This is a genomic window from Streptomyces sp. NBRC 110611, from assembly GCF_001590865.1.
Lineage (GTDB): Bacteria > Actinomycetota > Actinomycetes > Streptomycetales > Streptomycetaceae > Streptomyces.
Window position 1 is genome coordinate 205858 of record NZ_BBUY01000003.1, and the last position, 15428, is coordinate 221285.

The window sequence follows — 15428 nt, forward strand, 5'->3', positions numbered from 1 at the left end:
GGTGGTCACGCCCCAACTAACCCGTCCATATGCTTTTCGGCTTTCCCGTACGGTGCGACATGCGCGTGTTTCACCCAGGTGGGCGCACGGGAAGCAGTGCGCGGATCCGTCAGCGCCGCCCTCGGGTCACGACGTGCCTTCGCGCTCCCGCACCACCTCGCCCGGTAGAGCCGAGCCCTTCTCGATGACGTCCGCCAGTGCACGGGCCACCGGGGCGGAGCACTCGCCGAGGTTCACCAGGGCATAGCCGTCGCCGTCGGTGCGCCGGACGGGGCGGATGTCCATCGCGGGAAGCTGAATGCCCGCGTGCCGCAGTGCCCTGCGGAGGGCGCGGTGCGCCTCCTCCGCTTCCCCGACCTTCTTCGCCCTCTGTGCCTTCTCCAGATCCTGTGTCTTCTCCGCCCTCGGCGCCTTCTCCGCCTTCCCCGCCGTCTCTGCCTTGTCCGTCGCTCGGGTCGTCGTCACCGCTTGCCGCTCCGTCGTCATGGATTCCGCTCCGTCCGGCCCATACCTTTCCGCAGCACGGGCCTTGGCCACTGTGCGTGTTCCGGGCAGTACCAGAATGGCCCCGGAACGCAGATCGGCGCCGCACACCGGCTGTTTTTCCCTCCACACGATGACGCGGGACAGCGGCGCACGACGGCACGTGACGGCGCGCGGCAGCGCACGTGCTGGGGGCTGGAGCTGGGACTGGAGCTGGGACTGGAGCTGGGACTGGGACGGAGTGAACTCCGGGAGCTTTATGGGTGGTTCATGCCATCGGATGCCATCGGGTGTTTCACGTGAAACACCGTGTGTACCGCTCAGATGGTGCGGGCGGTGTGTGCGTGGCGACGGGCCGCCGGGATGATCGCGGCACGCGCGTCCGCATACGTACCGCTGTGCCTCTTGGTTCCGCCACCCGCGGTGGACAGCGGCTCGATGCCGCGGATACGGCGGCTGCGCAGGCCCGGAGAGGCTCCATGCGCCTCGGCGCTGATGCGCTGCTTGATCGTCGGCGGCAGCTCCGGCCGAGCGAACGTCCAGCCCACAGGCCAGCTTTGGCCGTACAGCGGTACGGAGCGAGGCGCGGGAATGCGGGGCACGGCTCGTGCGGCCGACACCGCAGGAGTGCCTGCGTCCGGGTCACGGTCCGGTTCGGGTTCGACACGGCGCGCCGCCTCGGGGACCTCGTCTCCCGGGGTGCCGGTGCCCGTGTTCCCGTCGCCCAAGGTCCGCTCGTACAGCGCGGCCTCCCGGCGCGCGGCCGACGCCGGCGCGGAAACACCCAGGGCAGCCAGCAGCTTGCCGAGCAGGGCAAGGCACGTAGCCCAGAACTTCATGACCTTGGTCGCAGCCATGGCCCCTCGCTTTCGGTCAGGATCTCCCGAGAGATCCGTTGCGTCCTCTGCGCTGCTACGCCAGCGCTTGCTTCTCGCTGTGTGCGCGTACTTCCGTTGCGCTGCCTCAGTTGCGCCGCTCCGCTCGTATCGCTTACGGTGCGCCGCTTCTGTTGCGTTTTCTTATGATGAGTACGCAATGAGAGGATTCACGGACCCACGCCCCTGGATCGGCGTTCTTCCGATGAACACCACCCGTCCGCAGTAGCCGGCCGAAGCGCGCAGTGGATTCTCGGGTGATGTCGGGTTATGGCCGTGCCGGGCCGGGAGGCGGACGGTGGCGCCGGGCCGTCTGCCGGCTCACGCCGGCGACGGCTCCCCTGTGCGGGCCATCTCGGCCATGGTGCGGACGGCCTCGGGTTCGGGGGTGCCGGGCGGGATGATCGCGAGATCCCACCGGCCGTGACCCGTGGAGACCAGGCAGATGGTGTCCGGCCCCGGACGGCGGGTGGCGGTGCGGCGGAGGCGGATCACATGGCCCGAGACGAGGATGTGCGCGGGGAATGCGGGCCAGCCGGTCCCGTTGACGGTGACATGGGTGATCCGCGGCCAGTCGAACGGCAACGCGCTGAGCAGCTCGGGGAGTTCGGCCAGGAGATCGGTCGAGTGCGGCCACCAGACACCGTCGATGCGCCGCACCGCGTCGGCGTGCGGGGCGATGGCCAGGCGGGCGACGGGCGGCGGAGCGTGGTGCGGCGGCCAGGCCGGACGGGCATGGTCCGCGGGGTCGGTGGTCATGCGGGGCTCCTGATACGGCGGGCCGCTACCCGGTCGTGGTCACAGGCCGTCCGTGGTTACAGGCCGTCCTGGTCACAGGCCGTCGCTCTCGTCGGAAGGGGGCGGCGGTCCGGTCGTACGGGATCCGGGGCGGGCATCGTGGTGCGGCCGCTTGTGCGCCCGCTCCCGCATCGACCGCTTCCAGTCCGCGTACCGGTGGTGGGTGGCCATCCGACCGGCCGTCTGGGCGTTGACCCGGTGGATGAGTAGCACCCCCAGCGCAACCATCGCCAGCAGCACGACCACGGTCAACAGAGTCTGCACGGTGCTCACCTCACCGAATCCCTCGGTATGCCTCGGTGCGCCTCGGTGTCCCCGGGCTTCCTTCGGCTCTCTTCGGACTTCTTCGGTGTTCCGGTGGTTCCACGGTACCCCGCACGGCACGATGCACCCCGCGCCGCTCGACGCACCCCGCACCGCTCCTCGGCGGGGGGCATCGGAGGTCAACATCTACAACGCTGTAGATTTTACTTCCGCATGACCATTGCTTCATCGACGGAGGAGATTCCCATGGCCCTGTGGGACCGGATCAAGGATTCCGCGCAGACGATGCAGTCCCAGCTCGTCGCCACGAAGAACGAGCTCAAGAGCGGCGCCTTCCGGGACGCGAGCATGGCGATGTGCGCGCTGGTGGCCGCCGCCGACGGCACCATCGACCCGTCGGAGCGCCGACGGGTGGCGCAGCTCATCGCGTCCAACGAGGTACTGCAGAACTTCGCGGCGGACGATCTGCAGCGCCGCTTCGACGGCTACCTCGACAAGCTCGTCGCCGACTTCGACTTCGGCAAGGTGAGCGTGCTGCAGGAGATCGGCAAGGTGAAGAAGAAGCCGGCCGAGGCGCGCGCCGTGGTCCAGATCGGCATCGTGATCGGTGGCGCGGACGGCGACTTCGACAAGACGGAGCAGGCAGTGGTGCGCGAGGTGTGCTTCGCGCTGGGCATCACGCCGGCGGAGTTCGATCTCTGAAACCGGAACACCCAAGGGGGCCGGTACGTCAGCAGCCGACGTACCGGCCCCCTTGGGCAACGGCCAGACCTCAGACGTCGACGCCTCAGACGTTGACGCCGAAGTCCGCGGCGATACCCGCCAGGCCGGACGCGTAGCCCTGGCCCACCGCGCGGAACTTCCACTCCGCCCCGTGCCGGTAGAGCTCACCGAAGACCATCGCGGTCTCGGTCGAGGCGTCCTCGCTCAAGTCGTAGCGGGCCAGCTCGGCCCCGTCCGCCTGGTTCACGACGCGGATGAACGCGTTGCGGACCTGGCCGAAACTCTGCCCGCGGCTCGCCGCGTCGTGAATGGAGACCGGGAAGACGATCTTCGCGATCTCGGCGGGCACATCGGCCAGCCTGACGTTGATGGACTCGTCGTCCCCCTCGCCCTCACCGGTCAGGTTGTCACCGGTGTGCTGGACCGAACCGTCCGGGCTGGCGAGGTTGTTGTAGAAGACGAAGTGCGCGTCGGAGGCGACCTTGCCCGCCTCGGTGCACAGCAGGGCGCTGGCGTCCAGATCGTAGTCGGCACCCGTCGTCGTCCGTACGTCCCAGCCGAGGCCGACCGTGACCGCGGTCAGTCCGGGCGCTTCCTTCGACAGCGAGACGTTGCCGCCCTTGGCCAGCGAGACTCCCATGGCTTCCCTCCAGGTATTGCCTGTATTCCGGGTCGGGCTCAAAATCTACAGGAGTGTAGAAGAATGGGCGCGGAGCCTGCCGCGTCCGGCGACAGGGGCCGGATGCGACCGCCTGGATCCGGCCACTCAGTAAAATGCGCCGGTGTCCCGGCCCCGGGACACCGGCGCGTTGGGAGGCGACAGCATGGGCGGCAGTACGCCCTTCGGCAGGACGCTGGGCGTCGGCGGCACACCAGGCCGGGCGAGGCTGGGTGACCTCGGCGGAGCCGGGCGGGAACGTGCCCGCCGACGCGGCCAGGGCCAGCTGGAGGCTCAGGTGCTGGCCGCGCTGCACCATGCGCCGGGCCCGGTCACCGCCGCCTGGGTGCAGGAACGACTCGGCAGGGATCTCGCGTACACGACCGTGATGACGATCCTCTCCCGGCTGCATGCCAAGCAGGCCGTCACCCGCGAGCGGTCCGGCCGTGCCTACGTGTGGACGCCGGCCGCCGACGAGGCGGGACTCGCCGCGCTGCGGATGCGCCGCGTCCTGGACGGCGAACCGGACCGGGACGCCGTACTGACCAGCTTCGTCTCCGCGCTCTCGGAGCACGACGAGCAGCTGCTGCGCGCCCTCCTCGACCGCGCCGATGACGCCGAGGCCGGCGAGGCTGCGGCGGGCGAAGCGGCGGCGGGCACGGCTGCGGCGGGCGAGGCCGACGCAGGCGTCGAAGCCGGGCCCGGCACGGGCGAAGCGCACGGAGACGGAGCCTGACCGGTGGGCGTCTTCGTGTTCCTGCCCCTCGTCCTGCCGCTCACCGCGCTGCCGATCGCCCGGCTCGCGGAGCAGCACCTCCACCCGCGCGCCACCACCCGCCTGCTGACCCTGCTCGGCGCCGTCCTCGGCCTGTGCAGCACGCTCTGCCTGGCGCTGCTGATGGTCGTGGGCACCGCTCAACTCCCCGGCAATCCGCTGCCGGACGGCTGGTCGGACCCGGAGGTGCGGGCCGCGGTCCCGTACGCCGAGATCGCCGGCTCCGCCGCGATCCCCCTGCTGGCCGCCGCCCTCCTCACGTGTGGCGCCGCGCTGCGCCGGCACCGCCGGGTCCGGGCCCGTACGCACTACGCCCTCGACGCGCTGCCGGCCGGCACCGATCCCGCCGTACTGCCGGACGACGAGCCGTACGCCTACGCCGTGCCCGGCACCCCGGCCCGCCCCGGACGGCCCGCCCGGCCCGGCCGGATCGCGGTCTCCCGCGGGATGCTGCGCAGCCTGGACGGCAACGAGCGGCGCGCGCTGTTCGCCCACGAGCGCGCGCATCTGCACTGCCGTCATCACCGCTATCTGCTCGCCGTACGCCTGGCCGGCTGCGTCAACCCGCTGCTGCTGCCGCTGCGTTCCGCCGTTGCCTTCGCCACTGAGCGCTGGGCGGACGAGGAGGCCGCGCGGGTGGTCGGCGACCGGCGGCTGACCGCCCGTGCCGTGGGCAAGGCGGCGCTGATCGCCCGGCCCGCGCCCGCTCCGGAGCTGGCGCACTTCGCGGCGCCGGAACCGGGACCGGTACCGCGCCGGGTGGCGGCGCTGCTCGGCCCCGTACCGCCGGCCCGGCAGTGGCCGCCGGCGCTGACCCGGGCGGGTCTGGCCGCGCTGATGGCGGCCGCCGGTACCGCCGCGTCCGCGGTCTCCGCGCTCAACGCGGCGGTGGCACTGTTCCTGGTCCTCAAGGCGGCGACACCACTCTGACGGCCCGCTCCGGCAGTCCGCCCTGGCAGCCCGCTCCGGCAGTCCGCTCCGGCAGCTGCTGACCCCCCGGGCTCACGCCGACGCCCGGTTTCACGTTCCCGGGGCAGGCGGGGCCGCCAAGGAGGCACACTGATCGCCAGGACGTGCGTCACCCCCGTCACAAGCGCAGACACGGGCACAGCCCCAGGCACAGGCACAGGCACAGCGTCACGGGAGCCAACTTCTACACACTTGTAGAACTTCCCGGTAGAGTTGGCGCAGATGCGCAACGGGCGCGGCCGAAGGGGGAGATGGCGACGAGGTGCGGACTCCTGAGCTGGGACTGCCCACCTCCAGAGACGGAGGTGCGGTGGGTCTATCAGCCTGTCGAGGTCCAATACCCGGACGGCAGCTGGGACTTGGGACGGATCAGCGCCTGGTGGACGGACGATACCGGCGATGTGTGGTGCCGGCTGCGGACGCTGCCCGGCGGCGACGGTCCCCGGTGGCACCGTTACGACCCCGAGTCCATCCGGCTCCTGCCCAGCAACGGCATCTGACCTGCCACCCGTGCCGGTCTCCGCTGTCGCCGCCCATGAGCGCTGTTTCACGTGAAACCATGCCCTCTCCCCGTACTTCAGCGGGCGGTTCACGCACCGCACCCCCACGAGACGCGCCAGACGCACCAACTGCACACTCCGCACCAAGCACCAAGCACCAAGCACCAGAAGGGCCTCCAGCGTGCACGACCGGCAGCCGCACCAGCAGACGGCCCGACAAGGCAGCGGCACACCCCGTCCGTCCCGCACCGGCGACGCCTCGCGTCCGGCTGGTGTCGGCACTCGCCGTAAGCCCTCCGGACCGTCCCGCCGGGACTCGCGATCACCCGACGGCACCCGCAGGGCAGGGGGGCCGGGCAAGTCAGGCGCTTCCCGAAGGTCATCCGGTTCCGGCGGCTCGGGCGGTTCCCGTGGTTCGGGCGGCTCCCGCGGTTCGGGGGGCTCCCGCGGTTCGGGGGGCTCGGGTGGTGTGCGGATGACCCGGCGCGGGCGCATCGTCGCCTGGACCGGCGGCGTCCTCGGCGTCCTGCTGCTCGGCACGGCCGGCGTCGGCGCGTGGGTCTACCAGCATCTCGACGGCAACATCAACGGCGCGAACATCGGTCTGGACGGCGACCGGCCGGTCAACCTCAGCCCCGGCTCCAAGAACATCCTGGTCGTCGGATCGGACAGCCGTGCCGGCGCCAACGCCAAGTACGGCAGGAACCTGACCACCATGCAGTCGGACACGCTGATGGTGCTGCACATCTCCGCCGATCATCAGTGGGCCACCGCGGTGTCCTTCCCCCGCGACTCATGGGTGCAGATTCCCGCCTGCGCCCAGGGCAACGGTTCGACCTCGGCCCCGCACCACTTCAAGATCAACGAGGCGTTCTCGATCGGCGGTGACACCGGCGACATCTCCAAGGCCGCGGCCTGCACGATCAAGACCGTCGAGAAGAACACCGGTCTGCGCATCGACCACTTCACCTCGGTCGACTTCCAGGGCTTCAAGGGCATGGTCAACGCGCTGGGCGGCATAGAGGTCTGCCCCAAGCACGCCATCCACGACAAGAAGGCCCACCTGGACATGCCGGCGGGCTGCCAGAACGTCCAGGACGAGCAGGCGCTCGGCTACGTACGCACCCGTTACAGCGTCGGCGACGGCTCCGACCTCGGCCGCATCGGCCGCCAGCAGGAGTTCATGAAGGCCCTGGCCGCCAAAGCACAGTCCAAACTCACCAGCCCCGGCGATCTCTACGGATTCCTGGACTCGGCGACCAAGTCGCTCACCACCGACAAGGAACTGGCCGGGCTCAAGCCGCTCTACGACCTCGCCTCGACGGTCAAGGACATCCCCTCCGACCGCCTCACCTTCCTCACCGTCCCCAACTACCCGCGTGAGGCCGACGTCCCCACCGACAAGGCCAATGTGGTCTGGCAATACCCGCAGGCCGCCGAGCTGTTCAGCGGCCTCGCCCACGACCGCGAGACCGGCGCCGAGGGGAAGAAGAAGTTCGAGGAGGCCGCGAAGAACCCGGTGACCGCACGCTCCGTCCGGGTACGCGTCCTCAACGGCACCGGTACCCCCGGCCAGGCCGCCTCCGCCGCCGAGCGGCTGCGCAAGCTCGGCTTCACGGTCGTCGGCACCGGCAACGCCCCTGCGACGGACAAGACCGCCATCACCTACCCCGCCGGGCTCAAACCGCAGGGCGAAGTCCTCGCCGCGCGCCTGTCCGGCACCAAGGCAGCGGAGTCGGCCACCTCGACGCCGGGCACGGTGACGCTGACGATCGGGCCGGATTTCCCGGCGGAGGCAGGGGAATAACCCCTGCGGTCTCCGTCAGGCGTGTAGTCGCTCCACCGGCTGGGCCGTGTGCACCTCGATGTCGTGCGCGGCCCGCTGCAGCAGCTGGTGGCTGAGGTGCGACATCGCCCGGGCGACCGCCAGCTCGTCGCCGATGGCCGGGACGTTCTCATCGGTGGGGTTGCAGCGAGCCGTCCCCTGGCCGACCATCTGACCGCCTTCCTTGCCGCGCAGCCGGGCCTCGGCGCTGACCTCGCTGCCCTTCTCGGTAATCGTGATCTCGGCGTTCCATGTCTTCGTGGTCACCGGAAGCCTCCTCGTACCTCCCACACGCAGCACAGGACCTGCCCCCATACAAATCGTCGCACCGCAGCTCACGGGCCGCACCTGCGGGTTTCGGCACCAGGAAATGGGGGGTTTCCCCCATACCCCGGCCCGCGGTGCCCGCCCTAATCTGATCTCCGTGGCCGCCGGAGAGGGGACACCCGGCCACCTCGGAAACACCCGGCCACCTCGGAAACTTCTGGACACATCGGGGGGATTTCATGAACAAGCGCGCCTGCATGCTCGGGACAGTGGCGCTGGCCTGCGTGGGAGCCTGGGGGCTCAGCGGCTGCGGCCTACTGCCCGGCAAGACCTTCACCGACGACGCCACGGTGTCGAAGAAGATCACGGCGATCCGGATCGACGGTGACTCGGGCAGCGTCACGGTACGCGGCACCAAGAGCGGCAGTCCGGACGGCACCAAGAGCGGCGGTTCGGGCGGCGGCACGGCGTCGGTCCACCGCGCGGTCACGTACCACGGCGACCGCCCGGAGGGCGCGACGCACCGGGTCGAGGGCGGTGTGCTGGTGCTCGGCGACTGCGGCGAGGAGTGCTCGGTGAGCTACACGGTCGAAGTACCGGCCGGGCTCCCGGTGAGCGGTGAGACCTCCAACGGATCGGTGAATCTGACCAGGGTGGGTGCGGTGGACGTCACGACCAGCTCCGGGGCCATAGAGCTGGACGACGTGTCCGGCGCGGTCGACGTCCGCACCAGCAACGGCCGGATCGCCGGACGCGGCCTGTCGGGCACGCACCTCACGGCCGAGACCTCGAACGGGGACATCGACCTCACCCCTGCCACCCCGCAGAACGTCCGGGCGAAGACGTCCAACGGCGGCATCACCGTGAAGATGCCGAAGGGCCACTACCGAATAGCCGCCCGAAGCAGCAACGGCAGCCGGGACATCACCGTCCCCGACGACCCGGCGGCGCGCTACCGTCTCGACCTGACCACCAGCAACGGCAGCATCACCGCCAAGTCCGCCTGACGGGCGGCGGGCCAGCTGACGAGCGGCGGGGCTGGCTGACGAGCGGCGGGCCGCCGTCAGTCCTCCCCTTCCAGTTCGCCCTCCGTCTCCAGGAAAGCCTCCCGCAGCGCGGCCAGCGTTTCGGCGTCCGGCTTCTCCCACATACCGCGGGACTCGGCCTCCAGGAGGCGTTCGGCGATGCCGTGCAGGGCCCAGGGGTTGGCCTCCTCGAGGAAGGCGCGGTTCTCCGGGTCGAGGACGTAGGTCTGCGCGAGCTTGTCGTACATCCAGTCGGCGACCACACCCGTGGTGGCGTCGTAGCCGAACAGGTAGTCCACGGTGGCGGCGAGTTCGAAGGCGCCCTTGTAGCCGTGGCGGCGCATGGCCTCGATCCAGCGGGGGTTGACGACCCGGGCGCGGAAGACCCGGGAGGTCTCCTCGACCAGCGTCCTGGTGCGGACCGTCTCGGGGCGGGTGGAGTCGCCGATGTACGCCTCGGGGGCCTTGCCCTTGAGCGCCTTGACGGTGGCGACCATGCCGCCGTGGTACTGGAAGTAGTCGTCGGAGTCGGCGATGTCGTGCTCGCGGGTGTCCGTGTTCTTGGCCGCCACCGCGATGCGCTTGTAGGCCGTCTCCATCTCCTCGCGGGCCGCCCGCCCGTCCAGGCCGCGGCCGTAGGCGTAGCCGCCCCAGACGGTGTAGACCTCGGCCAGGTCGGCGTCGGTGCGCCAGTCGCGGGAGTCGATCAGCTGGAGGAGACCCGCGCCGTACGTCCCGGGGCGGGAGCCGAAGATCCGGGTGGTGGCGCGGCGTTCGTCACCGTGGGCGGACAGGTCCGCCCGGGTGTGGGCGCGGACGAAGTTCTGCCCGTCCGGCTCGTCGAGTCCGGCGGCCAGCCGTACGGCGTCGTCGAGGAGGCCGATGACGTGCGGGAAGGCGTCCCGGAAGAAGCCCGAGATGCGCAGGGTGACATCGATGCGGGGGCGGCCCAGCTCGGCGAGCGGGATGGGCTCCAGGCCGTTGACGCGGCGCGAGGCGTCGTCCCATACGGGCCGGACGCCCAGCAGGGCGAGGGCCTCGGCGACGTCGTCACCGCTGGTGCGCATCGCGCTGGTCCCCCACAGGGACAGGCCGACCGACTGCGGCCACTCGCCGTTGTCGGCGCGGTAGCGCTCCAGCAGCGAATCGGCCAGGGCCTGGCCGGTCTCCCAGGCGAGGCGGGAGGGGACGGCCTTGGGGTCGACGGAGTAGAAGTTGCGGCCGGTCGGCAGGACGTTGACCAGGCCACGGAGCGGGGAGCCGGAGGGTCCCGCCGGGACGAAACCGCCGGCCAGCGCGTGGACGGCGTGGTCGATCTCGTCGGTGGTGGCGGCGAGGCGCGGGACGACCTGGCGGGCGGCGAAGTCGAGGATGTCGGCGACCGCGGCCGGGTGGCCGTCGGCGACCCGGGCGACCGCGGACGGGTCCCAGTCGGCGTCCTCCATGGCCTGGACGAGGGCGCGAGCGGTGTCCTCCGCCTCGTCGGCGGTGGTGCGGGTGGCCGCGGACTCGTCCAGCCCGAGCGCCTCGCGCAGGCCGGGCAGGGCGGTGGTGCCGCCCCAGATCTGCCGGGCGCGGAGCATGGCGAGGACGAGGTTGACGCGGGCCTCACCGGCCGGGGCGGCCCCCAGGACGTGCAGCCCGTCGCGGATCTGGGCGTCCTTGACCTCGCACAGCCAGCCGTCGACGTGCAGGAGGAAGTCGTCGAAGCCCTCGTCGTCGGGGCGTTCGTCCAGGCCCAGGTCGTGGTCGAGCTTGGCGGCCTGGATCAGGGTCCAGATCTGGGCACGGATGGCGGGCAGCTTGGCCGGGTCCATCGCGGAGATCGCGGCGTACTCGTCCAGGAGCTGCTCCAGGCGCGCGATGTCGCCGTAGGACTCGGCACGCGCCATCGGCGGGACGAGGTGGTCGACGAGGGTGGCGTGCACCCGGCGCTTGGCCTGGGTGCCCTCGCCCGGGTCGTTCACGAGGAACGGGTAGATCAGGGGGAGGTCGCCGAGGGCGGCGTCCGGGGCACAGGCGGCGGAGAGCCCGGCGTTCTTGCCCGGCAGCCACTCCAGGTTGCCATGCTTGCCCAGGTGGACCATGGCGTCCGCGCCGAAGCCGCCGTCCTCCTGGGAGGCGGCGATCCAGCGGTAGGCCGCCAAGTAGTGGTGCGACGGCGGGAGATCGGGATCGTGGTAGATCGCGATCGGGTTCTCGCCGAAGCCGCGCGGCGGCTGGATGAGGATGAGCAGGTTGCCGCGCCGCAGGGCGGCGAGCACGATGTCGCCGTCGGGGTCGCGGCCGGGCTCGCCCGCGTGGCTGCGGTCGAGGAACATCTCACCGGGCGGCGGCCCCCAGTGCTCCTCGACGGCGTCGCGGAGTTCCTGCGGGAGGGCGGCGTACCAGCGCCGGTAGTCGGCGGCCGGGATGCGGACGGGGTTGCGGGCCAGCTGCTCCTCGGTGAGCCACTCCTGGTCGTGGCCGCCGGCCTCGATGAGGGCGTAGATCAGCTCGTCGCCGTCGCCGGAAGCGAGGCCCGGGACGTCCTCGGTGCCGAAGTCGTAGCCCTCGGCGCGGAGGCGGCGGAGGAGTGCGACGGCGCTGGCGGGGGTGTCCAGGCCGACCGCGTTGCCGATCCGGGAGTGCTTGGTGGGGTAGGCGGACAGCACCAGCGCGAGGCGCTTCTCCGCGGCCGGGATGTGGCGCAGCCGGGCGTGGCGTACGGCGGTACCGGCGACCCGGGCGGCGCGTTCGGGGTCGGCGACGTACACCGGGAGGCCGTCCTCGTCGACCTCCTTGAAGGAGAACGGCACGGTGATCAGGCGCCCGTCGAACTCCGGCACCGCGACCTGCGAGGCGGCGTCCAGCGGCGACAGCCCCTCGTCGTTCTCCTCCCAGGCGCTGCGCGGTCCGGTCAGGCACAGCGCCTGCAGGACCGGTACGTCCAGGCTGGCCAGCGCGCCCGCGTCCCAGGACTCGTCGTCGCCGCCGGCGGAGGCCTCGGCGGGCTTGGTGCCGCCGGCCGCGAGGACGGTGGTGACGATGGCGTCGGCCGCGCGCAGGGCGTCGATCAGCTCGGGTTCCGGGGCGCGGAGGGAGGCGACGAAGAGCGGCAGGGCGCGCCCACCGGCCGCCTCGACCTGCTCGCACAGGGCCCGTACGAAGGCGGTGTTGCCGCTCATGTGGTGCGCCCGGTAGTAGAGCACGGCGACGGCGGGACCGTGCTCATTGCGGGTCTCCCACTCCAGGGGACCCCAGCTGGGCGCGGGTGCGGGCGGTTCAAAGCCGTGGCCGGTCAGCAGCACGGTGTCGGAGAGGAAGCGGGCGAGCTGGTCGAGGTTGGCCGGACCGCCATGGGCCAGGTAGGCGTGTGCCTCGGCGGCGATCCCGACCGGGACCGTGGACTGCTCCATGAGCTGGGCGTCGGGGGCCTGTTCGCCGGTGAGCACGACGACCGGCCGGTGCTGGTCCTCGGCGAGCAGGACGTCCAGGCCCTCCTGCCAGGCGCGGATGCCGCCGAGGAGGCGCACGACGACGAGGTCGGTGCCGTCCAGCAGCGCGGGCAGTTCGCCGACGTCGAGGCGGGCGGGGTTGGCGAGCCGGTACGGCACCGGTCCGGTGGCCGCGCGGGCACTGAGCAGGTCGGTGTCGGAGGTCGACAGCAGCAGGACGCGGGTCTGCGGGGAGGGCTCCCCGGACGAATGCAGCATGCGAGCGCAGGCCTTCCTCGGGGTGTCCGCGCCCCGGGTGGTCGTAAGGACGGCGGGAGTTCCTGGCTCACCCGGCCTGGGCCGGGTTCACAGTGGCGGGACCGCGCCGGAGTCTCACCGGGCTTCCTCCCTCGGGCCTGGATCAGGGTCCGGGGCCCGGCGCCGTCGCTGGCGTCCGGCGGGCCAGCCGACCCACCGACCTGCATAGTAAGGGGCTGCGGGTGGGCTACGTAAGCGGGCCTCGCCCGGGCCCGGGGCAGCTGCCTCCGGGGAGGCGCCCCGTCCCCGTCCGTGCCCTCCCCCGTGGACGCGTCCCGTCCTCCTCCATGGCCGGGGCGGTGGCCGGATCGCCTCGGATCGGCCGTCCACCGTCGTGGGTATGCTCGCCGCCATGCCGCCCTCCCCCTCGATACGGCCCCATGGGGCCGAGCCGCCCGTACGGGAGCGCCCCGTACGGGATCGCGGTGACGCCTGCCCGGGGGCGCTGCGGCTGCACTCCGCCGCCGACGGAGGTCTCGCCCGAGTGCGGGTCGCCGCCGGGGATTTGACGGTATGTCAGGCAACCGCGCTGGCCGACGCCGCCGACCGTCTCGGGGACGGGCACCTCTCCCTGACCTCCCGGGGGAACGTCGAACTCCGCGGCCTCCCGGACGACTGCGGCACCCGGCTCGCCGCCCTGCTCCGCGAGGCCGGACTGCTGCCCTCGGAACGCCATGAGCGGATCCGCAACATCCTCGCCTCCCCGCTGGCCGGGCTCGACCGCAACACCCCTGCTGACGTGCGGATCTGGGCCCGCGAGCTGGACGCACTGCTGTGCGCGAGCCCGTCCGCGACCGCGCTCTCGGGCCGCTTCCTCTTCGTCCTGGACGACGGGCGGGGGGATGTGGCGACGCTCGGCGGGGATGTGACCTTGGTCGCAGAACGGGGCGGGGCGGGGTCTGGGACGGGGCCGGGCTCTGGGACGGGGTCTGGGACGGGTTCGGGTTCGGGGTCCGGAGGCGGGGCGCTGCTGCGGGTCGGTGACGATCCGGCGGCACTGCGGATCGCGGGCCGGGACGCGGCACGCGCCGCGCTCATCGCCGCGGAGGCCTTCCTGGCCACCGCCGAAGCGAGCGGCAGCGGCGCCTGGCGAGTCCGCGAACTCCCGGACGGACAGGGGCTGACGGCCCTGGGCGTAGCGGCGCGGCTGCAAGCGGCAGGGATCACGGCGGAGCACACACAGCACACACAGCACATACAGCACACGCAGCACACAGAGTACGCAGAGCACCCGGAGTACGCGCAGCACACGGAGCACCCGGAACACCCGGAGTACACGGAGCGCACGGCAATGGCCGACTCCTCCGCCCCCGGAATCATCGAAGGCGCCGACGGCCGCCACACCGCCCTCTCCGTCCTGGCGCCGCTGGGCCGGCTCAGCACCGCCCAGTGGCGCCTGCTCACCGACACCGCCGCCCACCACGGATCCGGCGAACTGCGCCTCACCCCTTGGCGCGGCATCGTCCTCCCCGGCCTGCCTGCCGCCACAGCCGCCGCCCGCCTGACCGCCCTGTCCGCCGCCGGACTGGTCACCGACCCGTCCTCCCCCTGGTACCGGCTCGGCGCCTGCACCGGCCGCCCCGGCTGCGCCAAGTCCCGTACGGACGTACGCGCCGACGCCACCGCAGCCATCGGGGCAGGCGCCCCCGTACCCCATACGCCCGTCGCCTCCCTGCGCGATCTGCCCGTCCATCTGCCCGTCCACTGGTCCGGCTGCGAACGCCGCTGCGGCCACCCCCACGGCACCTGGATCGACGTCCTGGCGACCCCCGAGGGCTACCGGGCGTCGGTCGTACAGCCGCCACACGCGCCACCAGCTCCACACGCACCACCAGCTCCACCAGCTCCACCAGCTCCGCAAGAAACGAGGCCACAGTGACCGCCTTCGAGTACAAGAAGGTCGATTACGAGAAGGACGGTGCGGCGATCTACCGCCAGTCCTTCGCCACCATCCGCGCCGAGGCGGACCTCGCCGCTCTGCCCGCCGACGTCAGCCGGATCGCGGTCCGCATGATCCACGCCTGCGGCATGGTCGACCTCGTACGCGACCTGGCCTTCACGCCCGATGTGGTGGCCAACGCCCGGAAGGCCCTGCGCGCGGGCGCGCCGATCCTCTGCGACGCCACCATGGTCGCCAGCGGCGTCACCCGTAAGCGGCTGCCGGCCGGCAACGAAGTGCTGTGCACGCTCGCCGACCCGTCGGTGCCGGACCTGGCCGCCCGGATGGGGACCACCCGCAGCGCGGCCGCGCTCGAACTGTGGCGGGACCGTCTGGACGGCGCGGTGGTGGCGGTCGGCAACGCGCCCACCGCCCTCTTCCGGCTCCTCGAAATGATCGAGGAGGGGGCACCGCGCCCCGCCGCCGTCCTCGGCATCCCCGTCGGCTTCATCGGCGCGGCGGAGTCCAAGGACGCGCTGATCGCCCATCCGTCGAAGCTCGACCACATCGTGGTGCGCGGGCGCCGCGGCGGCAGCGCCATGGCCGCGGCCGCCATCAACGCCATCGCGAGCGAGGAAGAATGAGCGTGACCG

At 71.9% G+C, this 15428-nt stretch carries 15 protein-coding genes and 1 riboswitch; of the genes, 8 read left to right on the forward strand and 7 right to left on the reverse strand.

Features of this window, described 5'->3' with window-relative positions; all coding sequences use genetic code 11:
- Positions 1 to 126 precede the first annotated feature (126 nt).
- From AZE13_RS38995 to AZE13_RS09110, 4 genes are all read right to left on the reverse strand, one after another.
- Positions 127 to 465: a hypothetical protein gene (locus tag AZE13_RS38995; RefSeq protein WP_309302178.1), complete on the reverse strand. Its 339-nt coding sequence runs from the start codon at positions 463 to 465 to the stop codon at positions 127 to 129.
- 338 nt (positions 466 to 803) lie between these two features.
- On the reverse strand, positions 804 to 1340 hold the full coding sequence (locus AZE13_RS09100; protein WP_066928870.1) for a DUF6344 domain-containing protein: 537 nt from the start codon (positions 1338 to 1340) through the stop codon (positions 804 to 806).
- Between the two features lie 339 nt (positions 1341 to 1679).
- Positions 1680 to 2117 (reverse strand): DUF5994 family protein, encoded by a 438-nt coding sequence (locus AZE13_RS09105; RefSeq protein WP_066928872.1) that lies wholly within the window; start codon positions 2115 to 2117, stop codon positions 1680 to 1682.
- Between the two features lie 72 nt (positions 2118 to 2189).
- Entirely contained in the window at positions 2190 to 2420 is a 231-nt protein-coding gene (locus AZE13_RS09110; protein ID WP_258527669.1) for a hypothetical protein, read from the reverse strand.
- 246 nt (positions 2421 to 2666) lie between these two features.
- On the opposite strand from AZE13_RS09110, the gene AZE13_RS09115 reads away from it, so the two are divergent.
- Positions 2667 to 3122 carry a tellurite resistance TerB family protein gene (locus tag AZE13_RS09115; protein WP_066928876.1) on the forward strand — a complete coding sequence of 152 codons (456 nt, stop codon included), beginning with the start codon at positions 2667 to 2669 and terminating at the stop codon, positions 3120 to 3122.
- 85 nt (positions 3123 to 3207) lie between these two features.
- Here the strand turns inward: AZE13_RS09115 and AZE13_RS09120 are convergent, their stop codons facing one another.
- The gene (locus AZE13_RS09120) at positions 3208 to 3783 is read right to left on the reverse strand and encodes a TerD family protein (protein WP_066928878.1); all 576 of its coding nucleotides are present in this window, start codon (positions 3781 to 3783) and stop codon (positions 3208 to 3210) included.
- A gap of 184 nt (positions 3784 to 3967) precedes the next feature.
- Here AZE13_RS09120 and AZE13_RS09125 point away from each other — a divergent pair, with 184 nt between their 5' ends.
- The 4 genes from AZE13_RS09125 to AZE13_RS09140 all read left to right on the forward strand — a co-directional run bounded on the left by AZE13_RS09125 (position 3968) and on the right by AZE13_RS09140 (position 7852).
- Positions 3968 to 4537: a BlaI/MecI/CopY family transcriptional regulator gene (locus AZE13_RS09125; protein ID WP_079123884.1), complete on the forward strand. Its 570-nt coding sequence runs from the start codon at positions 3968 to 3970 to the stop codon at positions 4535 to 4537.
- Positions 4538 to 4540: 3 nt separating this feature from the next.
- Entirely contained in the window at positions 4541 to 5506 is a 966-nt protein-coding gene (locus tag AZE13_RS09130; protein WP_066928880.1) for a M56 family metallopeptidase, read from the forward strand.
- Between the two features lie 290 nt (positions 5507 to 5796).
- Positions 5797 to 6045, forward strand: coding sequence for a hypothetical protein (locus AZE13_RS09135; protein WP_258527670.1), 249 nt, complete (start codon positions 5797 to 5799; stop codon positions 6043 to 6045).
- 475 nt (positions 6046 to 6520) lie between these two features.
- Positions 6521 to 7852 (forward strand): LCP family protein, encoded by a 1332-nt coding sequence (locus AZE13_RS09140; protein WP_066928884.1) that lies wholly within the window; start codon positions 6521 to 6523, stop codon positions 7850 to 7852.
- A gap of 15 nt (positions 7853 to 7867) precedes the next feature.
- On the opposite strand, the gene AZE13_RS09145 is transcribed toward AZE13_RS09140, so the two are convergent.
- Positions 7868 to 8185: a DUF1876 domain-containing protein gene (locus AZE13_RS09145; RefSeq protein WP_079123842.1), complete on the reverse strand. Its 318-nt coding sequence runs from the start codon at positions 8183 to 8185 to the stop codon at positions 7868 to 7870.
- 191 nt (positions 8186 to 8376) lie between these two features.
- On the opposite strand from AZE13_RS09145, the gene AZE13_RS09150 reads away from it, so the two are divergent.
- A complete protein-coding gene (locus AZE13_RS09150) occupies positions 8377 to 9144 on the forward strand; it encodes a DUF4097 family beta strand repeat-containing protein (RefSeq protein WP_066928889.1) in 768 nt (255 codons plus the stop codon).
- Between the two features lie 56 nt (positions 9145 to 9200).
- On the opposite strand, the gene cobN is transcribed toward AZE13_RS09150, so the two are convergent.
- Positions 9201 to 12857: a cobaltochelatase subunit CobN gene (cobN, locus tag AZE13_RS09155; RefSeq protein ID WP_066928891.1), complete on the reverse strand. Its 3657-nt coding sequence runs from the start codon at positions 12855 to 12857 to the stop codon at positions 9201 to 9203.
- 56 nt (positions 12858 to 12913) lie between these two features.
- A riboswitch (cobalamin riboswitch) is annotated at positions 12914 to 12986 on the reverse strand.
- A gap of 250 nt (positions 12987 to 13236) precedes the next feature.
- Here cobN and cobG point away from each other — a divergent pair.
- Together cobG and AZE13_RS09165 are read left to right on the forward strand one after the other, a co-directional pair.
- On the forward strand, positions 13237 to 14775 hold the full coding sequence (gene cobG, locus AZE13_RS09160; RefSeq protein WP_066928893.1) for a precorrin-3B synthase: 1539 nt from the start codon (positions 13237 to 13239) through the stop codon (positions 14773 to 14775).
- Positions 14772 to 15419 carry a precorrin-8X methylmutase gene (locus AZE13_RS09165; protein WP_066928895.1) on the forward strand — a complete coding sequence of 216 codons (648 nt, stop codon included), beginning with the start codon at positions 14772 to 14774 and terminating at the stop codon, positions 15417 to 15419. The genes cobG and AZE13_RS09165 overlap by 4 nt, the downstream gene beginning before the upstream one ends.
- Positions 15420 to 15428: the final 9 nt, after the last annotated feature.